Annotated in this window: 18 protein-coding genes; 11 read left to right on the top strand and 7 right to left on the bottom strand. The window is 49.8% G+C overall.

The genetic code is table 11. From position 1 onward, the window contains the following. Positions 1–3: 3 nt before the first annotated feature. Positions 4–558 (top strand): putative glycolipid-binding domain-containing protein, encoded by a 555-nt coding sequence (locus EGT74_RS08985; RefSeq protein ID WP_123846172.1) that lies wholly within the window; start codon positions 4–6, stop codon positions 556–558. Here EGT74_RS08985 and EGT74_RS08980 read toward each other — a convergent pair. Beyond that, complete coding sequence (locus EGT74_RS08980) at positions 549–1,625, bottom strand: lipase family protein (protein WP_123846171.1); 1,077 nt, start codon at positions 1,623–1,625, stop codon at positions 549–551. The two genes, EGT74_RS08985 and EGT74_RS08980, sit on opposite strands and share 10 nt — an antisense overlap. 62 nt (positions 1,626–1,687) lie before the next feature. Here EGT74_RS08980 and EGT74_RS08975 point away from each other — a divergent pair, with 62 nt between their 5' ends. From EGT74_RS08975 to EGT74_RS08960, 4 genes are all read left to right on the top strand, one after another. After that, entirely contained in the window at positions 1,688–2,185 is a 498-nt protein-coding gene (locus EGT74_RS08975) for a GNAT family N-acetyltransferase (protein WP_123846170.1), read from the top strand. 12 nt (positions 2,186–2,197) lie between these two features. Further along, positions 2,198–2,581 (top strand): septal ring lytic transglycosylase RlpA family protein, encoded by a 384-nt coding sequence (locus EGT74_RS08970; RefSeq protein ID WP_123846169.1) that lies wholly within the window; start codon positions 2,198–2,200, stop codon positions 2,579–2,581. A 120-nt stretch (positions 2,582–2,701) separates the two neighbouring features. Continuing rightward, entirely contained in the window at positions 2,702–3,184 is a 483-nt protein-coding gene (locus EGT74_RS08965; RefSeq protein ID WP_123846168.1) for a hypothetical protein, read from the top strand. 190 nt (positions 3,185–3,374) lie between these two features. Continuing rightward, complete coding sequence (locus EGT74_RS08960) at positions 3,375–4,634, top strand: DUF3472 domain-containing protein (RefSeq protein ID WP_123846167.1); 1,260 nt, start codon at positions 3,375–3,377, stop codon at positions 4,632–4,634. A gap of 211 nt (positions 4,635–4,845) precedes the next feature. Here EGT74_RS08960 and EGT74_RS08955 read toward each other — a convergent pair whose 3' ends face one another. Both EGT74_RS08955 and EGT74_RS08950 read right to left on the bottom strand, forming a co-directional pair. Continuing rightward, positions 4,846–6,690, bottom strand: a complete 1,845-nt coding sequence (locus EGT74_RS08955; RefSeq protein ID WP_123846166.1) for a cytochrome c peroxidase — start codon at positions 6,688–6,690, stop codon at positions 4,846–4,848. A 79-nt stretch (positions 6,691–6,769) separates the two neighbouring features. Beyond that, positions 6,770–8,239: a PhoX family protein gene (locus EGT74_RS08950; RefSeq protein ID WP_181954737.1), complete on the bottom strand. Its 1,470-nt coding sequence runs from the start codon at positions 8,237–8,239 to the stop codon at positions 6,770–6,772. 132 nt (positions 8,240–8,371) lie between these two features. Here EGT74_RS08950 and corA point away from each other — a divergent pair, with 132 nt between their 5' ends. After that, positions 8,372–9,469 (top strand): magnesium/cobalt transporter CorA, encoded by a 1,098-nt coding sequence (corA, locus tag EGT74_RS08945; RefSeq protein ID WP_123846165.1) that lies wholly within the window; start codon positions 8,372–8,374, stop codon positions 9,467–9,469. Between the two features lie 2 nt (positions 9,470–9,471). Here corA and EGT74_RS08940 read toward each other — a convergent pair whose 3' ends face one another. Then, positions 9,472–9,975: a DUF2480 family protein gene (locus EGT74_RS08940; protein ID WP_123846164.1), complete on the bottom strand. Its 504-nt coding sequence runs from the start codon at positions 9,973–9,975 to the stop codon at positions 9,472–9,474. A 215-nt stretch (positions 9,976–10,190) separates the two neighbouring features. Continuing rightward, a complete protein-coding gene (locus EGT74_RS08935; RefSeq protein WP_123846163.1) occupies positions 10,191–12,308 on the bottom strand; it encodes a peptidylprolyl isomerase in 2,118 nt (705 codons plus the stop codon). 801 nt (positions 12,309–13,109) lie between these two features. On the opposite strand from EGT74_RS08935, the gene nadA reads away from it, so the two are divergent. After that, positions 13,110–14,066 (top strand): quinolinate synthase NadA, encoded by a 957-nt coding sequence (gene nadA / locus EGT74_RS08930; protein WP_246008158.1) that lies wholly within the window; start codon positions 13,110–13,112, stop codon positions 14,064–14,066. Between the two features lie 1,474 nt (positions 14,067–15,540). On the opposite strand, the gene EGT74_RS08925 is transcribed toward nadA, so the two are convergent. Further along, positions 15,541–15,771, bottom strand: coding sequence for a FeoA family protein (locus EGT74_RS08925; protein ID WP_123846161.1), 231 nt, complete (start codon positions 15,769–15,771; stop codon positions 15,541–15,543). A 132-nt stretch (positions 15,772–15,903) separates the two neighbouring features. Between EGT74_RS08925 and ybeY the strand changes: the two genes are divergently transcribed. The 4 genes from ybeY to EGT74_RS08905 all read left to right on the top strand — a co-directional run bounded on the left by ybeY (position 15,904) and on the right by EGT74_RS08905 (position 21,641). Continuing rightward, entirely contained in the window at positions 15,904–16,329 is a 426-nt protein-coding gene (ybeY, locus tag EGT74_RS08920; RefSeq protein ID WP_123846160.1) for an rRNA maturation RNase YbeY, read from the top strand. Between the two features lie 1,117 nt (positions 16,330–17,446). Continuing rightward, complete coding sequence (mnmG, locus tag EGT74_RS08915; RefSeq protein ID WP_123846159.1) at positions 17,447–19,315, top strand: tRNA uridine-5-carboxymethylaminomethyl(34) synthesis enzyme MnmG; 1,869 nt, start codon at positions 17,447–17,449, stop codon at positions 19,313–19,315. Positions 19,316–19,743: 428 nt separating this feature from the next. Continuing rightward, positions 19,744–20,325 carry an RNA polymerase sigma factor gene (locus EGT74_RS08910; RefSeq protein ID WP_123846158.1) on the top strand — a complete coding sequence of 194 codons (582 nt, stop codon included), beginning with the start codon at positions 19,744–19,746 and terminating at the stop codon, positions 20,323–20,325. Next, positions 20,322–21,641, top strand: coding sequence for an outer membrane beta-barrel protein (locus tag EGT74_RS08905; protein ID WP_123846157.1), 1,320 nt, complete (start codon positions 20,322–20,324; stop codon positions 21,639–21,641). Before EGT74_RS08910 ends, EGT74_RS08905 begins: the two co-directional genes overlap by 4 nt. A gap of 1 nt (position 21,642) precedes the next feature. Here the strand turns inward: EGT74_RS08905 and EGT74_RS08900 are convergent, their stop codons facing one another. Further along, positions 21,643–22,170, bottom strand: coding sequence for a CopD family protein (locus tag EGT74_RS08900; protein ID WP_123846156.1), 528 nt, complete (start codon positions 22,168–22,170; stop codon positions 21,643–21,645). Between the last annotated feature and the right edge of the window lie 29 nt (positions 22,171–22,199).

Below are 22,199 nucleotides of genomic sequence, written 5' to 3'. Positions count from 1 at the left end.
GATATGAAAAAACAGGTTGTTTGGAAAGGTTTGTATTACCAGATCATGGAGTATTGTAATATCGAAACAACTGACACGGACATACGAATAGACGGCACCATCGTGGGTGTTGCGGATGATCTGCCGCTTTCCGTAACGTACGATATTGTGACAGACAGCGCCTGGCGGGTGGCCTCCCTCGAGATGGCCATTGAACAAGGCGGCGAGTGCACCTGGATTTCCATCCAGCGCGACCCCGACGGCAAGTGGACCCAGAGCGGCCACGCACGCCCCGAATGGGCAGACTGCATCGACATCGATATTTCCCTCACGCCCTTCACCAACACCCTGCCCATCAACCGCCTCCGGCCCGGCCCTACTGAAAGAACCCGGCTCGATGTGCTGTACATCAACGTGCTGAAGGGAGAAATCAAGCCTGTAGAGCAGCACTATACCCGGCTTTCAGAAAACGTTTACCTGTACGAAGGCGTAGTCCGCGACTTCAAGGCGGAACTGACGGTAGATGAAGACGGGGTGGTGACAACATACCCTGAATTATTCACACGCCTTCAATCCTGAAGGGAATAATACTTCCGCAATAAGTACTGGTAAGGAGCCGGATGATGATGCACAAAAATGTTTTTGCCGTCGAAGGGAAAGCGCCGGCGATATTCCGCATCCGCCAGCAACACGATGGGCGTGCCTGCCGTCATGTAATTATTACTGAACACATACTCCGGCTGCTGGAACTGCGGCAGGTGTTTTGCAGACAGCTTATACACAAATCCACCGAGATATTTACGGAACCGCCTAACAGAACGGTTCGTGGTGCGTGTGAGTTTATTGTATACCATGTTCCCGTACAACCGCACAAAAAACTTCTGCTTTTTCAGCGCGCCATTCAGGCTCACGAAGGGGTTGGCGTTGTTGAAATCTTTCACGGTCTGCAAAGAGAGCGGCGTTTCCGGCACCCAGTCTTCGCTGTTCACCACCCGGAAGCCCCAGCCGTCGCGGGTAAGATGGTCGAAATCGTAGGCGTAAAACAGGTTCCCCGGTTTGGGTGCCGCGCTGCAATAGGTTTTATAACGGATGTCTTTCGGCATATCGGCCAGGAATGCAAGGTAGGAACGGGTGAGAAATGCGATGGCCCCGCCCTGGCTGTGGCCTACGATCAGAAATTCTTTCGTGCCCGCGACATATAGCGCCCGGATGTGCTTCACCATATCGGGCGCCATAAATCCGAGTGCGGCCGTCCAGCCGGCATGTACATATGCTTTTGCCGTGTCTTTCGCCAGTTTGTAGGAAAAGCGGGTACTGTCGGTCAGCTGCAGCGTTCCCTGCGCGGGGATCATGGCAGCGTAGAAGTTGGCCAGCCAGCTTTCCGTTTTGCCGATGGTGCCGCGTATCTGGATAATGGCCACGCCGTCGCCGCGTTTCCATAGAAACCAGCGGTTATAGAATCCCACTTCGGGAGAGGTGTATAAATGTGTATAACCGGCCGGCGCTTTTTTATTATCGGCTGTATCTCCGGTTTGAGGGAGTTTCAACAGGTCGCTGTATTCGCGGGGGTCGAAGCCCGCCTTGAGCTGTTGCGCCTGCAGGGGAAAATACAGGCAGCTCAGTATTGCAAGGAATAAAAACCGCATTCCGCTTTTTCGTAAAATAACAAATAATGTGGCCGTTTGTTGTTTCTCCGTAAATTGCGGACATGGTCAACATCGTTACTGCGGAACCGCACCAGCTGCAGATTGTGCGCGACATTGCACTGGTCACCTGGCCGCATACTTTCCGGGAAATTCTCACGCCGCAACAGATCGATTACATGCTGAACATGATGTACAGCCCCGCCGCGCTGCAGCAGCAAACCGGCGAGAAGGGCCATGTGTTCCTGCTGGCGGAAGTGGATGGAACCTTTGGCGGATTCGCGTCGTATGAACTGCATTACAAACAGCAGCCCGTTTGCAAGCTGCATAAAATATACATTCTTCCTTCGATGCAGGGAAAACAGGTGGGCAAAGCGCTGCTCGGAGAAGTGGGCCGCATCGCCCGCGAGGCCGGCATGCTGCGGATATCGCTCAACGTGAACCGCGACAATAAAGCGACCGGTTTTTACGAACGCATCGGTTTCACCAAAACCGGGGAAGAAGATATCGACATCGGCAACGGTTTTTTTATGAACGATGCCATTATGGAAATGCCGCTTTAACGGAAACATCCTATGACGCCACTGCATTTTTTCCGGTACCTCCTGGTGGGTACCCTCCTGCTTTTTATGACTTCCTGCGCACGCAAGGTGACGGAAAGCGGGAAAGCTTCTTATTACGCCGACAAGTTCCAGGGCCGCAGGACCGCCAATGGTGAGATATTCCGGCAGCAGCGGATGACGGCGGCGCACCGCACGCTGCAATTCGGCGCCAAGGTCAAGGTCAAAAACCTCGACAACGGCCGGACCATTAAAGTGCGGATCAACGACCGCGGCCCCTTCGTGGCCGGGCGCATCATCGACCTTTCCCGGAAGGCCGCCAAAAAACTGGGCATGACCCAGGCCGGCGTGGCCAATGTGCAGATCATCTACAAACCTCAGAAAAAGGGCCGCCGGTAACGGAAATTTAGCGCAAAAGCCTTCCGATTAACAATTTTTCGTCATATATTGAGGGTAATTGATGTGTTCAATATGGATACCTGGTTTACCCTACCTACTGTTTCCGATGAACGCCCTCCTATGACCAATATTCCCGCTTACCCGGATTTTACGGTGACCCTTACCGGGAACGACTGGCGGCAGGCAGAGTTTATACATATCAGCAAGCTGTGCGCGGTTGGTGAGGAGATGGATGAAATCAAAGACGTCCGGATTAACCACAGCAAAGAATTTGCTGACGGGGTGCGGCAGTTTCATCGTTTATACACCCGCCGGCAGGTGGGGAATCCCGAGCTTTTTATCCCGCTTTACGAGCTCAAGATCTTTCTCAAAAGCAATATCGTCGGCAGCATCGCCATGGAAGAACATCCCGGTTTCGTGAAGCACGGCTTCGCCCTCTCTACCGCCGCCGGCTGTTATTACGGGCTCGAAGAAAACGGGGTGGTAAAATCGCTCTGCATCCACGGCGCCACGCTGGCGGCCGAAAGGGAAATCCCCCGGCTAGTGAAAAAATTCGCTTTGATCTACGTAAACTGGTGCGGCTGTACCATCCTCACCCCGTAAGGAATATTTCGTATTGACCGTTCCGTGTGAATACCGGCGTCCTTCATCGGCAGTTTTCCCCGGGGCGGTTTGGCATCGACGCCATGCTTTTACCTGTGGGGCGTTTCATCAGGCAATTGTCACTTTTTGCAGCCGGGCATTGCATCTGCGCGGGATAGCTGTTTTATTTGTGTACTTCAATAATGTTTGTATGATAAGATCTGGATACGCTTTGGTACTGCTGGGCCTGCTGGCATGCCCCGTTCTCAGCCTCGGGCAATCCGCACCGGTAGTGCTGCCCGGCTTTACGGCTTATGCCGTTCCCGAAGAAACCGGGGTGGACGTTTCTTCCCGCAATGGCGTCGTGAAATGGACAGACAGCGCCAATACCGTTAATTTTTATTTTCATGCCGCCACTCCCGGCGCCCTGAAACTTGCGCTGCAGGCCAAAAGCGATGCGCCCGCCAAAATAAAGGTGTCACTGAACGGTGTGGATAAAGTAGTGAACATTGCTAACGGCGCCGACTACACAGATATTCCCGTGCTGCAAACGAAACTGAAAAAACCGGGCTTCTATACCGTTTCGCTCAAGGGCATCGAAAAGCAGGGCAATGTATATGCGGACGTGAAAGGCATCACCCTCGAAGGCGCCGCCACGAAAGATATGCAGTTCAACCCCAAACCCTGGCGCCGTTCCGCGTCGGTCCACCTCAATTACACCGCGCCGGAAGGGAAACAGGTGGAATGGTTTTACGGCGAAATCAAAGTGCCTGAAGGGCAGGATAAACTCGGCACCTATTTTATGTCGTGCGGCTGGCACCGCGGTTATTTCGGTATGCAGGTGAACAGTCCCACCGAGCGCCGTATTATTTTCTCCGTTTGGGATTCGGGCAAAGAGCCGGACGACCGTGCCAAGGTGCGGTATGAAGACCAGGTGACGATGCTGGCGAAGGGCGACAGCGTTGTGGCCCACGGCTTCGGCGGAGAAGGCACCGGCGGCCACAGCCACTGGGTGTACAACTGGAAGGCCGGCGAAACTTACCGCTTCCTCATGCATGCCGTGCCCGTGGGCACCACCACGCAGTACACCGCTTACTTTTATGTGCCCGAGCACAAGGAGTGGAAACTCATCGCAAGTTTCCGCGCACCGAAAGACGGCAAATACATGGGGCACCTGTATTCCTTCCTCGAAAATTTCAGTTTTGAAAACGGGTTTCTTTATCGTAAAGGATATTTCGGCAATCACTGGATCAAAACCAATACCGGCGAATGGATCGAGCTGACCAAGGCCCGCTTCACCAACGACGCCACCGCCCGCGCCAAAGACCGCCTCGATTTCGGCGGCGGCTCCGAAAACGGGATGTTCTACCTCTGGACGGCCGGGTTTGTTCCCGCCGACGCCAAGCTGGGAGACATTTTCGAGCGGCCGGCGCTGGGTAAGCAACCGGAGATCGAATTGCCCAAGTTTTAGACAACCACCATTAAAATAGTATGCCCTCCGTTTGTTGCGGAGGGCTTTTTGTTTTTACTACGTTGCTGTTTTCGTCAGGTTGGTATGGGCTGCCTGCTGTACTCCTTTATGGAAAAGGCGCACAACCAGGCGGGATTCACCTCGCCCCGCCACATATAACTGCGGCGGTGCCTGGCATATGGATGATTGCCGGTAACGTCTGATAAAATTTTTATCGCCCCGATGCGCTCGCCAGGCTTTTACTGACCGGCTGCTTTGGCGACGAGCTGAGCGATTTCATAAAGGCGATGATATCCTGTTGCTCTTCTTTCGAAAGATGCAGCGAGTCCGTGGGCAGCGTCTGGTTGTCGAGCGTAATGCCGATGCCTGCGCCACCGCCGTTGTTGTAAAACTCCATCACTTCTTCCAGCGTGTTATACACACCGTTGTGCATATAGGGCGCGGTTTGCGCGATGTTCCGCAACGTGGGCGTTTTGAATGCAAACCGGTGATGGGCGATGCGATGCAGCCGGTATTTTCCCTCGTCCGGATCCGCCGCATGCGGGTTGTCGATGGCCGGTACGCCCAATACTTCCGCTTCCGCCTTTTCAAAGGTGGGCGGCACATTGCCGTTGAACAGCGGCACAAAATGACAGGTGCCGCACTTGGCCTTTCCCATAAACAGGTCGAAACCTTTTACGGCCGATGCAGTCAGCGCATTCCGGTTGCCCTGCATGTATTCGTCGAACGGGCTGTTCAGCGTGGTGAGCGAACGGATATAGGCGGCGATGGCTTTTCGTATGTGGGCTGCCGTTATATCGCCATGGTAAGCTTCGCGGAACAGCCGGCGGTAGAGGGAGTCGCGCTTCAGCAGCGCCGCGGCCGGTTCCAGCGAGCCGTGCATTTCCGATTTATTGGTCACCACGTCTTCCACCTGGTCTTCGAGGTAAGCCACCCGCTGGTCGTAAAACTGGCTGGGCTGCAATGCCGCGTTCAGCAAGGTGGGCGTGTTCCGGTGAATGGGCTCGTCGTTGAGCGATGCGGCTACACGCTGTCCGTCGGTGAATGCTTTGTCTGGCTGGTGACAGCTGCCGCAGGTACGTTGCCCGTTGCCCGACAGCGCCGGTTCGTAAAACAACCGGCGGCCCAGTTCCACCGCGGCCTCTTCCCCCGCCGCCGTTTGGTCGGAAGAATAAAACGCGGGGTTAAACGCATCCGGTTCAAAAACGTGCGCGGCCATCGGGTTGAAGAAACGTGGCTCCGTTTTCCGCGGCACGTTCAGCGCTTCCCTGCTCCGGGAAATTTTTTCCGCCAGCGGGTTCAGATAAGCCGTGATAAACTGCATCCGCGAAAACGCGGAAAAATCTTTCGCCGCTTTTAGTGCCTGGCTTGCGTTATAAAATAACGTGTTCGTTTCCTCGAACAGTTTTTTGTCCTTTTTTCCGATCCCGTCCTGGTAAAACAACCATACATCGCGCGTGCCGTTAAGCGCTGCCGCCGCCTCGGCGATGCTGTTCTGCGCAATCGGCGCATCAAATCCGCTGATGCCCAAAGCCGTGATGCGCAACAGTTCCAGCCGCATCGCATCAAAAATGTGTGCGTCGGTGGTAACGATGGATGCGGCCATCATTTTAAGGCGGTGAATATTGGCCAGCAGGCGTTGCGCTTCCAGGCGCATGGCCGCTGTATCGGCGGAAACATTGGGGAAAAACATTTCTTCCAACACCTGCAGCCCTTCCGGTTCGATCACCACACCGGGATTGTCCGGCTCCGCTTCCGGCAGGTTAGGGCCGTTGATCGCCTTTGCCGTAACAGGGTTATAATATTCCGCCATCACCTCGAGCTGTTTATAAGCCAGCCGGGTTTGCAGGAACCGTTCCTGTATTTCCGCCGCCGGGCGTTGCCGCTTCACGGCATGGAAAAGGCGATTGGCCGCATCGTCGAGCTCCGCGGCCCGGATGGTGTACCAGTTGCGCACGTTGCGCACTTCCACCGATATTTTACTCGCCTGCCGGCTGCGCACCATAATGAACAGCGCGGTAAAAATGATCGTCACAATAATGAACCCGTTTCGCATAAGCCACTGTTTTTAAAATGGAGAAATCCTCCCCGAAAGAGGAGGACGTTTCTCTCATACTTCATCGGGGTAAAAACGGTTACTTCGGAAGGCCTTTCAGTATTACAATCTGGCTTGCCTGATTCTCCGCCGCGCGTTTGCTGCCGCCGTCCGGATTCAGGTATTTGGTGCCTCTCCAGGAGTGCGGCTGTATGCACAGCGCAAATGTTCCTTCCACACCCACTGTTTCTGAAATATCGATCAGCGCGCCGTATTCCCAGCTGCCGAAGGCAGACGGTGTGGTGGGATTATACGTTTTCGTATCTGCGGTAGTGCGGCGGTGATCCAGTTCCAGCACCTGCTTCAGTTCGCGGGTGTTGATGTTGTACTGGTACACGATGGCATCGTGTGTTTCCGTACCGTAACTATTGGCGTCTTCCTGGATGTACACGTAATTATTCGTTACACAGATATTGTCGGGGTTCTGGAAATCTTTAGCGGGACCGGACTTGTCGTCGCCATCGAGCAGCAGTTCCAGTTTGCCTTTCAGGGGATTGGCGGCGTCCAGCTTCAGGCGATAGGTACGGCCGGCCACAGTGCGCGATCCGTCTGCGTTCACACCGGATTTTGCCTGGCCGGTCACATTGAAAAATATATCGCGGCCGCCTTCTGCAGAACCTTTGCGGTAGTCGATGTCTTCCACACGGCCAAAGCGGATGGCTTTGAGCACGTCTACTTTTGCATTGATGTCTGCACCGGTGAGCGCGGTGTGGTTATCGATTTTTACGAATTCCACGTCCACGGTGGTACCGGTTTTGATGTCGGTTTCTTTCTGGTTGCCGTCTGTGCGTTTCAGCATATAGAGGCTGCCGTTATCGAGGTCGCCAATGGTGTTGCTCAGGTACATGGCGAGTTGTCCGCCGGATGCCTTGTCGTCATCTTCGCCGATCAGGATGACTGTTTTACCGGCGTAGGTGGTTTTCGGCAGGGGTACGGCGTTTTCAGCGCTCCAGCGGCCGAGGCCGTTGTTGTCTCTGAATTTGGCCGCATTCGCGGGAATGTCGAGCGGGTCGAGGAGATTGGTTTTGGATTCTTCACCGCTTTCTCCGCAGGTGAGGTACATCGGGCCGAAGCCGTGCTCTTCGGGCGTAGCGAGGGTGGCGGAGCAAAGTCGCCACTGGCCGCCGTCTGAATTCAGGATGTACTCTCCTTTGATGGGCTTGAACGTTTTGTCGAGCGTAATGCGCGAAACGGCGAAGTTGTCTTCGTGGTTAACGATGAGATGATACACATCCCCCTGTTTCATCAGGCCCGAACCGTCTGCCGAACCGCCAAACACGAAGGCGGGGCTGCCGGCGAGCTTATCGTCGCTGCTGATGAGTGAAAAAATCTCCAGTTTGTCGAAGCCTGCTTTTTTAGTGATCAGTGCAGGAGTAACGGAATGGTTGGCAAATACGATGTCTTTGTTCGGCATTTTGCCCGGTGAATCGGAATCTTTGCAGGCGGTAAAACCAGCGCCCAATAACAATACAGCCGGAAAAATGAAATTCTTGCGGGAACGTGTGTGCATAAGTGAGGTCGTTTTCTGGGGGTGAAACTACGGTTCCCGTGTTACGCGGCTGTTATGGCAATCTTATCTAAATAAGAAGAATTGCCCGCCGCAAGCACCTATTTTATACTATTTTAGCAAAAAAACACCGGTATGGCCAAACGACCCTTACTGCCCATTCCAGATGCCATCAATCCGTTCAGGGTAAAGAAACAGCGGCTCATGAACTTTAACCCGGTAACGGCCACTACTTCGCGCAAGCCGGTTGATCATGTAAAAATTACCGTTTTTGAATACGATGAAAATCACGTCAAGGAAGAAGTAATGCCCGACGCGCAAAGCTGCATACGGTTCAACGGCACCAACGCCGTCAAGTGGATCAATGTGGACGGGGTGCGGCGGGAAGACGTGGAAATCATCTGCAACAACTTCAACATACACCCGCTGCTCATGGAGGATATTCTCAGCGAAGGGCAGCGCGCCAAGATGGACGAAATCAGGGAACATCTTTTCTGCCTGTTGCCCATGGTATATTTCAGGGCTGAAAGCGCTACGGTTGAAATTGAACAGGTGAGCATGATACTCGGTAAAAACATCGTCATCTCCTTCCAGGACGATCCCGATAAAGACGTATTCAATCCCGTCCGGGAAAAGATCCGCACCGGCGGCACCAAGCTGCGGAATAAAGGGGCGGACTACCTTTTATATACCCTGCTCGATACGATCGTCGATAATTATTTTGTTGTGATGGATAACCTCGGCGAGCGGATTGAAATCCTGGAGGAGATCATTCCCCGACAGCCTAATAACCGTACGCTGGCACGCATCAATTTCCTGAGAAAGGAAATGCTGCTCTTCAAACGGTCAATTGCGCCCGTGCGGGAGTTGATGAACGGGCTGATGAAATCGGAGAATAACTGGTTGAAAGAAGATACCGAAAAATATTTCAAAGACGTGTACGATCATATTGTACAGGCCAACGATCTCGCGGAAAGCTACCGCGACCTGGTGATGAACCTGCAGGAGCTTTACCACGTGCAGATGAACCAGAAGATGAACGAGGTAATGAAGGTGCTCGCCATTGTAACCACGCTGCTGGCGCCGTTGACGGTGATCACCGGTATTTACGGGATGAACTTTGACGTGATGCCGGAACTGAGAAGCCCATACGGCTATTTCATCGTGCTGGGCGTGATGCTGTTCATTTTTGTTTCCATGATTTTTGTGTTCAGGAAACGCGGCTGGTTCTGATCTTATTTTTTCTTGAATACCGGCACGGTTGAGCAGGGCTCGCCGTACATGATGCTCTTCACCACCGGGCGCAGCAGACGGGTGATTTCCACATAAGCCGCTTCCGTGATCGCCTTGTCTCCACAGCCTTTCACGACGATGCGCTTGTCCACATACTCCTGCGGATCGATGGCAGCTATATTTTTGATAAACAGCGTTTTATGCACAAATTCCTCGTCGCCGAAAGCGTAAAAAGCCGCAACGGGCTCGAGGTAACTGGCCACCAGCATATAGGCCCAGATGGGAACAATGGCATCGGCCGTGCAAACGATCGCTACGTTTTTTCCGCGGTATATCTCCCAATCAAGCGCCAGCAGGCCTGCACGGAAATCTTTTTCTTTCAGGATCAGTTCCATGAACAGGTGATCCTTCATATCAAAAACGGCCGTTTCCCCGGCCGGGTAGAATTTCTCCAGATCTATCGTGGTCAGTGCGCTTTGCGCAACCTTGTTAACAATCTCTTCCATATTGCAAATTTACGGATTCCGGGGCAATCGTTGGCGGGTACACAAGCTCCCGCGGCCAGGCACCGCTTTCGCCCCAAGCCCAATTGGGGCCGGAAGGAAGGGGATCGCTACGGTTATGGCATCTATAAATGACTGTCGGCTGACAGCCGTTACCGGGGCGATAAAAACAAAAAGGCCGGGACATGCCCGGCCTTTGTAGACTATATCTCTAAAAATCAATTCGATGTAAAGAATTCAGCGCGGTTGTCTTTCACGTCGCTTTTCTTCTTCAGCACCTGGAACAGTTGCTGGTCGGCCACCTGTTTCAGGTTCTGCTCATACGCCTGGCGCTGCTGGTTGTAGTCGGTTCCCGGAGCCGGTGCAGGCACATAGCTGTTCACTTTCACCACAAACACGCCGCCGTTACCCTGGATAGCCTCGCTCACTTTGGCTGTGCCCCATGCTTTATTAAAGGCGGCGCCTACTACACGCGGTTCAAAGCCCATGGAAGGAACGAACGGTGTAGAGAAATTCAGGGCGTCGGCCGTCAGTACCGGCTGGTTGGTGGCGGAAGCCGCCGCTTCGATGCTGGCAGGAGATTTCAGCTTGGCCATGATCTGTTCTGCTTTCTTCACTTTTTTCACTTCCGCTTCTACCTGCGGGCGAACTTCTTCGAGCGGGGCGAGGCCTTTGTTACGAACGCCGCTGAGCACCGCTACCACGAATTTATCTTCGAGCGTGAACACGGGGCTCACATCACCTTTATCTGCTTTATACGCCCAGTTCACGATTTCGCGGGAAGCACCAAGGCCGGGCAGTACGAAATCCATCGGCTGGATGTTATCCGCAATCCGTTTGTTTAGCCCTTTCTGCTGTACATTTTTTTCGAAAGATTTCTGATCGCTGTTTTTAGAAGCAAAATCGTTGGCCTGGCCCAGTGCATCGCTGCTGGTGGTATTGCTGGCGTCAACCGGTTTGGCGAGATAAGCGATTTTCACGGCAGGACCGAAGTTTTTCTGCTCCGTGATTTTCACGATGGCATAACCGCCCACGGCCAGTTTGATCACTTTCAGCTGACCGTTGGTGCCGGTGAAAGCGAAGTCTTTTACTTCTTTCAGTTCGTTGGCGAAATATCCGTTCGGGGTGAGGGTGTATTCACCGCCGGTTTGTTTGCTGCTCGGATCGTCGGAGAACTGGGTGGCCAGTGCCGCGATATCTGCACCACCGCTGATGGCGGCAGCCAGGCTGTCTGCACGTTTTTTCACTGCCGAGTCTAAGCCCGGTTGTGCGATCAGCACGATCTGGCGGAACTTCACAGTATCCGGCATCGTTTTGCGGTCGAGCATTTTTGCAAACACCAATACATTATTATCACGGTAGGGGCCGTAAGTGGCGCCAACCGGTAAGTCGATGATGGAATCTTTTGCAGGAACCTGGATGGCGCTGCGGGAAGCGTAGCCATCATAAAAAGCCAGTTCGGAGTTCAGTTTGATGAAACCGGCGATATCCGGTGTGGTATCCATTTCCGCTTTCAGTTTCAGCAGCTCGGTCATAGCAGCTGCGGTGTCTGCGGCGGTAGGCACCACATCGAAAGATACGTATTCCACTTTGCGGGTTTCAGGTACTTCAAAGCGGGCTTTGTTGTCCTGTATATATTTATTTAACTCCGCGTCGGTTACTTTGATGGTGCTGTCGGCGATAGTAGCATAAGGCACCTGCACGTAACTGATGTTTGCGTTCTGTGCATTGTCGGCAGCCTGTTGCGCGGCCAGCCATTTAGGGTAGTTAATACCCTGGTGTACCAGCGTAATATATTTAAGGTTCTTCTGGTATTCTGCGATGGCGTTATCGAACGCGAGGAGTTGCGCGCTTACTTCGCCGGTTTGATCCTGGCGGGCGTTTTCTCTTACGCGGTCAAAAATAGCGCGGTCGAACTGGCCCGTTTCCGGGTTGGTGAAATTCTGGAGTACCAGGGGGTGTGGATTCTTACCATTAATATGATCAGCTACTTCGAGCTGGGTTACTTCGATGCCCAACTCTTCATATTGCGCTTTCATGATGTGCTCGCGCAGAAACTGATCCCAGGCCTCTTCACGAATGTACTGCTGTGTTTCCTCATCGAGGCTGGCGCCCTGCATTTGCTGGCGCATCCGGTTTTGGGAGTTTTCTATCCGCTGCATGTAATCACGGTAGTCCAGCTCCTCTCCATTTACTTTACCTACCGTGGTAGATTGCCTGAACATGGAGTTAGAACCAAAGAATACATCCTGCAGCAAAAAGCTCACAATGGCCAGACATATCAAAACGATGATAACAACGGCGTACTTGTCCCTGATTTTCTGAATAACTGACATATAATATATAGTCTAAATTTTAGAGGTAGCAAAAATAGAATAAAATAGTTGTAACTGCAAAATCGCTTTTAATTGCTCCAAATCCAATACAGCAAAGGGTTTGAGCGGTATCTGGAGGGGCCGGTTTTTGCCTTCATTCACACTTTTTCCACATTTTGGTTTAGTTTAATACACAGGTATTGGTTGTTAAAAATTGCTCTTAAAGTCCGTCATTTGGCTGTTTCCGGCGAGGGAATGATTGAAATTCGGGTCTTGGTTATCCACAAAATAAGGATATCGCCCGTATAATCCACAACATTTTGTGAATACTTCCGGTGAAAATGCAAAAAAATTTGGTCGCGGCTGATTTCAGTTCCGGAGGTCCATTTTTCCACAAATGCTGTTAATAACCATGGGGTAAACACCGTTTTTTGTGGGAAAGGAGGCGTCCGGAAGAACGAACAACTAAATTTGTTATTCTTCCGGAAGGTAGTCCGGGGATTTTGAAAGTGGATAACCGCGCTGTCTTAACATTTTCTTAATACACACAGCCCGAAAAAGTTCTTCACGCAACTCCCTGTTAACACTGTGGATAAAGCCGGGCAAATTCAGCAGCAGCGCGAAAAACGGCTGTTAATTTCGTGTGAATAGGCGCTAAAAAAATAATAACAACTACATTTGTATACGGCGGGAAAATGAGTTTCCCCCATATTCACACCCATAGTAGTAGTGGGCTTTTCTTCTTTTTAAAAAGAAAAAAAATTATAGAGTATGATTACGGCATTAACGGAAGCAAAAAAAAATTTGCAAAAGCGGGGATTTTTGGATATAGGGGTGGATGTGCAGTTGGATCTCTTCGCTGAAATAGAGCGGCTTAAAAAAGAAAAGAACGCGATCATCCTCGCGCATTATTACCAGGAGCCTGATATACAGGATGTGGCCGATTATATCGGGGACAGCCTGGGGCTGAGCCAGCAGGCGGCCAAAACGGATGCCGACATTATTGTATTTGCCGGCGTGCACTTTATGGCGGAAACGGCGAAAATTCTCAGTCCACAGAAAAAGGTACTGCTGCCCGACCTGAAAGCGGGCTGTTCCCTGGCCGACAGTGCGCCGCCCGAGCTGTTCAAAAAGTTCCGCGACCAGTATCCCGATCACATCGTCATTTCTTATATTAACTGTTCTGCAGGCATCAAAGCGCTCAGCGATATCATTTGTACGAGCTCCAACGCCGAGAAAATCATCGAAAGCGTTCCGAAGGACCAGCCGATCATATTTGCACCCGACCGCAACCTGGGGTCTTATTTGATCAAGAAAACGGGTCGGGATATGGTATTATGGAACGGAGCCTGTATGGTGCACGAGATATTCAGCCTGGAGAAAATCACCAAACTGAAGATGCGCCATCCGAATGCGAAAATCATCGCCCATCCCGAATGTGAGGCACCGGTGCTGGCCATTGCAGATTTCATCGGGTCCACCACGGGGCTGCTGAAATTCACCCAGCGTGACGATGCTCAGGAATATATCGTGGTGACGGAGACGGGGATTCTGCACCAGATGCAGAAAGAGAACCCGGCGAAGACGTTTATCCCTGCGCCGCCGAATAACGCATGTGCCTGCAATGATTGTCCGCACATGAAGTTGAACACGCTGGAGAAACTGTACCTCTGTATGGAATACGAGCAACCTGAAATTACGATGGAGGAAAATCTCCGCCTGGCTGCGAAGAAGCCGATCGACAGGATGCTGGAGATCAGCGCACAAGCCGGATTATAATAATTCGGAGAGGAAGAATCTGATTGGAGGAAGCTGCTTACGGGCAGCTTTTTTCTTGCCTTTGAGATAAATAGTTTTATTGTTTGACCTATATATTTTCTTGTTAATCATTTTAATATATATTATAAAGTTTGTTTTTTGGATGCTTTGTGAAAGCGATGTTTTCGAATGAAATACTGAGTTTACCTGGGACTTTTTTATGAAGGGGGAATCGACCAATCGTCTGGGGAAGGTGTCGAGTGAAGAGCGTTTGCGGAGGTGTGTTTCTGTGTGAGTAAAATGAATATCGTTTCGCATAACTCGACGATGGATTTTAAGGAAGCGAGCTGAAAAGAATTTGTTCTTGTTGCATTTCATGGAATCTGATGTGATTGGATTTCATATCTGTTTTTCAGTGGTGGTATTTCGGTGGGGCAGTTTAGGAGAAGACGTAGCTGAAAAGTAATTTCTTCCAGTTGCATTTCATAAGACTGAGATGATTGGAGTTCATATCTGTTTTCAGTAGTGGTATTTTGGTGGGAGCGCATTTTAGGGAAGCGGAAAGAATTTGTTTCAGTTGCATTTCAAGGAGAGTTGATGTGATTGTAGTTCGCATCTTTTTTCAAGCGGGGATATTTCGCTGGAGTGCATTCTAAATCAATATGACTGACCGGGTGGATATAATTACAATTGGCTTGTGGCATTTCCATTTGGTGATGGATGTGGGATAAGTGGAATTGTTTTTTTAAAGATTTCTGTGAGGGGGCCCCTACCCTGGATTAAAGTTTTTGAATGAACAGAGATGAGATGAACGGGGTGGTGAAATAGAGTTTGGTTTTCCGATAAGCCGGCGCCTACTCGGGTAGGTTGGTTTGGGGAGGTGAAGGTGGTTGGGGAAGATTATTTTATGAATGAACAACTTGGAAACCTGGGGTAGAATGTAAGAAAATTCTGATGTAAATGAAGAAACTTGATGAGGATGGAACAAGGCGGCTCTCTTATTTTGATGTTTGTTTTTACTGCCCAGACCATTTCTTAGAATATTCCGGAACTTAAACGCCCAGGTAAATTCTGCACTCAAGGTGTCAAGCGATGTCGCGAGGCATTATAGGCTTCACCCAGTGGAACGATTCATCTGGAGGCTATAGAAGAAAATTGCCATTCAGATCAAACTGGCGAACAATGGAACATCGACCTGCTTAGGGGAATAATGTATATGGGCAGAGATAAAATGTAGGTAGTTGTGGGCTGTTCGACAAGGATGCAGTTGTCAGGTGTTAGTGATTCGGTGCGTTGAAACGGGTACAAGTTGACTTCAGCTTTTTTAAGGGAGGGTGCCTGGGGGTAAATATATGGGTGCCGGCATGATGTGTGATTTGAGGGGATAGTTATGAATCAGAACAGTGGAGGCTTCTACCCCTTCCTGAGGACTCATTAAGCCAAATAAAAAAGACGTCCCAACCGGCACGTCTTTAGAAAATCTTTGATGAGGAATCTACACAGCTACTTCTTCTACCCAAATATGATCTGCTTCTGTTTTGCGAAGCGAAAGATTATAACCGGCCACGATAATGCAGATAGGGTCGCCGAGGGGGGCTATTTTTTCAACCTTCACTGTTTCTCCCGGAACACATCCCATTTCCATCAGTTTTATATGGAGGTCACTTTTCTCAAATTCCCGAATCACTGCGCTTTTGCCAATCGTAAGAGACGAAAGTTTAATCATAAATATTTATTGAGCGAGTTAAAACCAATCTGTGACCAAGGCCCCAGCTATTACATAACAAAGGTATTGTACAAAGCCCAATATGCAAAAAACGGCCGTGGTAGATCGGGATTTTCACTATAATTTTACATTATGGCTATATATTTCTCAGCGCACGAGGTAAAGGTTGGGTTAAAGGATAGAACCCGGTTAAAAGCTTTCATCGCCGACTTATTTAAAAGGGAAGAACAGGGCTTATCCAATCTCCAATATGTTTTCTGCACGGATGAATACCTGCTACAGATCAACGAAGAGTTCCTGAAGCACGACACCTATACGGACATTGTTACGTTTGAATTGTCACCCGACCCGGAAGTGACCGAAGGGGAGATTTATATCAGCATCGACCGGGTGAGAGAGAATGCCGAGCAGTTTGAAGTGACCGAGAACTATGAACTGCACCGGGTGATGTTTCATGGGGCATTGCACCTTTGTGGATACAAGGATAAAACGAAGAAGGAGGAGGCCTTAATGCGGCAGAAAGAAGACGAGTATTTACAACTATACTTTCAGCAATAAAGAAGGATGTTCCACGTGGAACATTCTTCTTTATTTAAGTGAGGGTTCGGACGGCGGGGAATGGGTATGTTTCACGTGGAACATCTGTTACGTACCGAAATCGTAAGTCATCATGGGGATTTGTATGTTCCACGTGGAACATGAGGCTCTTTGGTTTAGTGTTCTTTCCCTCTGCAAGAGTTTTTCTATTCCCTTAAGCGTGTATTGTCGTTTGAATGAGAATCCTCCGGGTTATGGATAGGGCTTCCATTTAGGGAGTGACCCTAGAAGAGGTTCGGGAAAAGAATCTATTAACGGAGAGATTAGGAAAGAGAACCTTACGGTTGTTTTGCTGAAAAGAGATGCAGCTGCTATGGTTTGAGGTAAGCGTGGATGCGATTTCCCTTTAGGAAGGCCACTTTTTATAGAATTGGGTGGTTGTTCCCTTAGGGAAATAGTGGAGCATGCACCTTATCCTCCAGAGAACTTAAGTTTTGGTATTTGAAGGGTCTATTAATAACAATGAAGATCCTCGTTTGATGCCCAGCACATAAGTTTGAACCCTAAATAATACTCTTGGATCGGGTATCAGGCCCACTGTCGTACTTGGCTGTCTTCGAGCATCAAGCCTCCATGTTCATCTTCCTCCCCTTAGGTGGGAAAGGAAGATGTTAGGTATCACTGTAAACTCTGCTCCCCTCCCTGCCCGGGCGAGTGTGCTTTTGCATTACAAAGGCAGGTTTCTCGCTCACACATTACCATACGACCCCAAAAATCGATTGATCTAAATAGTATTTGCTCAGTTTGGAAGACACCATCCAGGAGTAGCTACTGGATACTATTAAATCATTTCCGGCAGATGCCCCATTTGTTCAAAGGTGAAACTGTTTTGTTCCACTGTATACTCCCTCCTATCAAATTGCGTTCCCTAAGGAAAGTGGAATGGGTATATTCTCTCTTCTTTGAAAAGAGAGGGAAATCACAAAACCACCCTAAATGCTGAAGTTCCTCGAGTCTCCCTCCTAAACCCTTCGATATAGCTCCTTCCCCTACAAAGCCCTCTCCTCCGCTTCCCCCTTCCAAAATCCACCCTCCCATCCATCTTTTATGCTTAACTTTGCACTTTCAAAAATCAAGTATGTTTCCTTCTTACGATGTTATTGTTGTCGGTGCCGGACATGCCGGGTGTGAAGCTGCCGCTGCCGCCGCCAACATGGGTTCCCGGGTGCTGCTGATTACCATGAATATGCAAACCATCGCCCAGATGAGTTGCAACCCCGCCATGGGTGGTATCGCCAAAGGACAGATTGTGCGCGAAATAGATGCCCTCGGCGGGTATTCCGGAATTGTGACCGACCAGTCGATGATACAATTCCGCATGCTCAACCGCAGTAAAGGCCCCGCTATGTGGAGCCCGAGAGCCCAAAGCGACCGGATGTTGTTTGCCACCAAATGGAGGGAAGCACTGGAGAACACCAAGCGGGTGGATTTCTACCAGGATATGGTAAAAGGCCTCCTGGTGAAAGATGGTATTTGCTATGGTGTAATCACCGGGCTTGGCCATGAAATCGAAGCAAAAGCGGTGGTACTCACCAACGGAACCTTCCTGAACGGCGTTATTCATATCGGTGATAAACAGTTCGGCGGGGGCCGTGTAGCGGAAAAAGCTGCCACTGGCATCACCGAACAGCTGGTATCCCTCGGCTTTGAAAGCGACCGGCTGAAGACCGGGACCCCTCCCCGCATCGACGGAAGAAGCCTCGATTATTCAAAAATGGAAGAGCAGAAAGGCGACGATGAGATGGTGGGATTCTCTTACATGGACGTTGAAAAGATCACCCCCGACAAACAAAGAAGCTGCTGGATTACCTATACTAGTGAAGAGGTACACAACATTCTGCGCACCGGCTTCGACCGGTCGCCCATGTTTCAGGGCCGCATCCAGGGCGTAGGCCCCCGGTATTGCCCGAGCATCGAAGACAAAATAAACCGTTTCGCCGAACGCGATCGCCATCAGTTGTTCGTAGAGCCGGAAGGATTTAATACCGTAGAGATCTATGTGAACGGATTTTCTACATCCCTGCCGGAAGATGTACAGCAAAAAGCGCTGCGCCTTGTACCGGGTTTTGAAAATGCGAGAATGTTCCGCCCGGGATATGCGATCGAATATGATTATTTCCCCCCTACCCAGTTGAAGTTTTCGCTGGAAACAAAGCAGGTGTCGAACCTGTTTTTTGCGGGTCAGATTAACGGTACCACCGGTTATGAAGAAGCTGCCTGCCAGGGTTTGATGGCGGGTATCAACGCACACCTGAAAGTGAAAGAGCAGGAACCGCTGATCCTGAAACGCAGCGAAGCGTACATTGGGGTGCTCATCGACGACCTGATCAACAAAGGAACGGACGAACCGTACCGCATGTTTACCTCCCGCGCAGAGTTCCGCACCCTCCTCCGACAGGATAATGCGGACCTTCGTTTGACGGAAAGAAGCTACAGATTAGGTCTTGCCACAGAAGAAAGAATGGAGAAAACCCGCGCAAAAATCTCCGGAGTGGACCAGGTAAAAGCTATTCTGAAAGAACTAGCGCTCGAACCGGAGGAAACAAATCCGTGGCTCGAGGCTAATGGTTCTGCCCCGCTCACGCAAAAACAGCGTGCGCATCAGGTACTGCTTCGTCCCGGTTTGGATATTATTTCAATGAAAAACAGCTTGCCGAAAGTGGAAAAAGTACTCGCAGGTTTCAATCGTGAAGTGCTGGAGCAGGTAGAAATCCAGGTGAAGTATGATGTGTATATCGAAAAAGAAAATGAACTGGTACAGCGTATGAGCCAGCTGGAAGACCTAGTCATCCCCGAAACGTTCGATTATTCGAAACTGGTTTCTTTATCGAACGAAGCCCGGCAGAAATTCACCAAAATAAAACCGCGCACGTTAGGACAAGCCAGCCGGATCAGCGGCGTCAATCCGAGTGACGTACAGATTCTGATGGTTTTTATGGGCCGGTGATTTTTATAAATCTTGCTGAAAAAAGAGGTGTGTTGATAACGCACCTCTTTTTTTGTGAATATATACCCAAAATTGCTGAAAAACACCCAAAAATTCATAAACAGTTGATTTTCAGTCGATAAATTGCTGAAAAACCACCTCCTCAAATTTCGACGATCTCCTCTTGGGTCGATAGTAGATATCAAAAGGCATCAAAATCCGTAAAAAAGGCTAAAAATGCGTTTTTTGAGGGATGGAGATAAAATGAGTGATTTTTCGGACTCAAAAATGAAACGAAGGCAACCGGCGTGACTTTGAACACGTACAATTGTGGAAGAAAAGAAAAAGAAGCGGTCACATTAAAAAAAGATGCAGTAACTTATGGACAACCGAAATGTTTCCACGTGAGACATTTTGGAGCGATAAGTTAGGATAGTAACAAAAACAGAGTGCAGGACATATTAGACATCATCGAGGGTTGCCGTCAGTGGAAGCGCGGCAGCCAGGAAGCACTTTACCGGCAATTCTTCGGATATGCCATGGCTATCTGTTTGCGTTACGCCAACAACAAAAATGAAGCTATCGAAATTCTCAACGATGGTTTCCTAAAAATTTTTAACCACATCAATTCTTACGATACCTCCAGGCCATTTAAAAGCTGGCTCAGTAAAATCATGGCCAATACCGCCATCGACCATTTGCGGAGCCGGAAAAAAATTTCGTTTGCCGAAGATATTTCCCAGGCTTATGATCTTGGCGTTACCGATGATAAAGCGCTGGACAAATTATCCTATGATGAAATACTCCTGTTGGTGCAAAACCTGCCGCCTGCATATAAAACCGTTTTCAACCTGTATGTGATGGAAGGTTTTCAACACCAGGAAATTGCCGCCATGCTGGGCATTTCGGAAGGAACGTCAAAATCCAATTTGTTTAAAGCAAAAAGGATTCTGAAGGAGAAGATAGAAGAAATTACATCCCTGAATAATAATCAAGACGCCGGTGAAATCGGTGCAAGCGTTCGAAAATGAGTGAACAGTTTGAAAATAGTATCCGTAAAAAGCTGCAGGAAGCAGACGTTCCATTTGATCCCGCTGCCTGGGACCAGATGAAAAAACGCCTGGACGATTCCGGCCGCCGGCGCGGTGCTTTTTACTGGTGGACGGCAGGTTTGCTCCTTCTCCTGGGCCTTGGCAGCTGGTGGTGGTTTTTAGAACAGCAGCCGGTGGATAAAAATGAATCAGATCGTATATCCGTTACCGATAGTTTGAATAAAGCCGGCGCCCATTCACCTGAAACACAGGAAAACATAAAAGACAGACCGGCCACACCACACCAAACCCCGGCTGCGGGAATTTCGTTGCCTGGTGCTTCCGGCACTATTGAGCCGGCAACATCTGCCGGCATCGATGTGGATAAACCGGCTGGAAATAATACAGCCACTCCTTCCGCCAGCCTTGCCTTAACACCGGCAAAGAAAAACACCACTATTGTGGATAACCTGCAGCAGAGAGGAGTGACCACCGCAAAAACGGAAAACAACCAGACAACGGTGGATAACACGGCACCTAAAAATCCGGTTGCGCCTGTTAACATCGTGCCCACGCCGGCTGGTTCCACGAAAGATTCTTCAAAGTTGACGGCGGGTGTGAATAACCCGAAAGCAACTAATATTCCCTCTGTGAAGACAACGCCGGCTCCCGCCAATCCCGTGAATGATTCTTCAAAAATCACGGCAGCTGTGGATAACCCTGTACAGGAAAAGAAGAAAAAACAGAAACGCGGTTTTGATGCAGGCATCACACTCGGCCCTGACTATAATGCAGTGCCGTCGCTGAAGCATGGCCGGATTGGGTTTGGGGGCGGCCTGCTGATCCGTTATCATATCAACAACAACTTCTACCTGAGCACAGGCGCTTCCTACAACAAAAAGCTCTACGGCGCGGAAGACAAAGATTATGACAGTCCCTACCCTACTTACTATAAAAAGATCGATGCGGATTGCAATGTGCTGGATGTCCCATTGAACGTACACTATACCTTCCTGCACAAACCCAAAAGCACATGGAGCGCAATGGTGGGAGCATCGTCTTATTTCATGATAAAGGAAAAGTATGAATACTATACTTTAAGCGGCGGCAAGTACAAACGGGAATTCAATAACAGTAACCAACATTATTTTTCCGTGCTGAACCTGGGCGTCAATTATGAAAGAAATACCAAAGGCGTCATTCAATGGGGTGTGCAGCCGTATGTGAAACTGCCGTTGGGTGGAGTTGGAGCAGGAAACGTGAAACTTTTGTCCGCCGGCGTTTCGTTCCAGGTAACGGTGGGAAAAAAAGACTAGTTTATTTTTTCTCGCGGATCTTTTTATAAACCCGGATCGCGATCAAGAGGCAGATCGTAAATATCACCAGACCGATCAACGCCCAAAGCATACTCAGCAAACTTTTCAGAACAACGAGAAACACAATCGCTACTAAAAATATTGTGGCTACTTCATTCCAGATACGAAGCTGTGTAGATGTATATTTCAGCCGTCCCGCCATCAGGCCTTTATAAATTCCATGCAGTAAAAAGTGATAAACATATAATCCCAGTACAAAGGCGAGTTTTATCCACAGCCAGCCGGGAATATCGCCCAGCAGTATTACCATCCAGGGCCCGAAGATCAATGTCAGCACGGCCGATGGCCAGGTAATCCCAAACCACAACCGTTTGATCATCGTTCCGAATTGTGTTTGCAGGATGCTGCGCTCGGGTTCAGGTTTATCCTGCGCTTCTGTATAATATATAAAAAGGCGTACGATGTAAAATAACCCGGCAAACCAGGTTACCACAAAAATGATATGCAACGCCTTGATGTATAAATACATAGTTTACAAAATTACATAAATTAAGTGTA

The organism is Chitinophaga lutea (genome assembly GCF_003813775.1).
Classification (GTDB): Bacteria; Bacteroidota; Bacteroidia; order Chitinophagales; family Chitinophagaceae; genus Chitinophaga; species Chitinophaga lutea.
Note: the sequence above shows the minus strand (reverse complement) of the source record. Positions and strands in the feature narration are given on the sequence as shown.

Excerpts from the sequence above, each read along its gene's own strand:
- mnmG (WP_123846159.1), top strand. The coding sequence starts at position 17,447 with ATGTTTCCTTCTTACGATGTTATTGTTGTCGGTGCCGGACATGCCGGG.
- EGT74_RS08965 (WP_123846168.1), top strand. The coding sequence starts at position 2,702 with ATGACCAATATTCCCGCTTACCCGGATTTTACGGTGACCCTTACCGGG.
- ybeY (WP_123846160.1), top strand. The coding sequence starts at position 15,904 with ATGGCTATATATTTCTCAGCGCACGAGGTAAAGGTTGGGTTAAAGGAT.
- corA (WP_123846165.1), top strand. The coding sequence starts at position 8,372 with ATGGCCAAACGACCCTTACTGCCCATTCCAGATGCCATCAATCCGTTC.
- EGT74_RS08905 (WP_123846157.1), top strand. The coding sequence starts at position 20,322 with ATGAGTGAACAGTTTGAAAATAGTATCCGTAAAAAGCTGCAGGAAGCA.
- EGT74_RS08955 (WP_123846166.1), bottom strand. The coding sequence starts at position 6,690 with ATGCGAAACGGGTTCATTATTGTGACGATCATTTTTACCGCGCTGTTC.
- EGT74_RS08960 (WP_123846167.1), top strand. The coding sequence starts at position 3,375 with ATGATAAGATCTGGATACGCTTTGGTACTGCTGGGCCTGCTGGCATGC.
- EGT74_RS08970 (WP_123846169.1), top strand. The coding sequence starts at position 2,198 with ATGACGCCACTGCATTTTTTCCGGTACCTCCTGGTGGGTACCCTCCTG.
- EGT74_RS08940 (WP_123846164.1), bottom strand. The coding sequence starts at position 9,975 with ATGGAAGAGATTGTTAACAAGGTTGCGCAAAGCGCACTGACCACGATA.
- EGT74_RS08980 (WP_123846171.1), bottom strand. The coding sequence starts at position 1,625 with ATGCGGTTTTTATTCCTTGCAATACTGAGCTGCCTGTATTTTCCCCTG.
- EGT74_RS08900 (WP_123846156.1), bottom strand. The coding sequence starts at position 22,170 with ATGTATTTATACATCAAGGCGTTGCATATCATTTTTGTGGTAACCTGG.
- EGT74_RS08935 (WP_123846163.1), bottom strand. The coding sequence starts at position 12,308 with ATGTCAGTTATTCAGAAAATCAGGGACAAGTACGCCGTTGTTATCATC.
- EGT74_RS08975 (WP_123846170.1), top strand. The coding sequence starts at position 1,688 with ATGGTCAACATCGTTACTGCGGAACCGCACCAGCTGCAGATTGTGCGC.
- EGT74_RS08985 (WP_123846172.1), top strand. The coding sequence starts at position 4 with ATGAAAAAACAGGTTGTTTGGAAAGGTTTGTATTACCAGATCATGGAG.
- EGT74_RS08925 (WP_123846161.1), bottom strand. The coding sequence starts at position 15,771 with ATGATTAAACTTTCGTCTCTTACGATTGGCAAAAGCGCAGTGATTCGG.
- EGT74_RS08950 (WP_181954737.1), bottom strand. The coding sequence starts at position 8,239 with ATGCACACACGTTCCCGCAAGAATTTCATTTTTCCGGCTGTATTGTTA.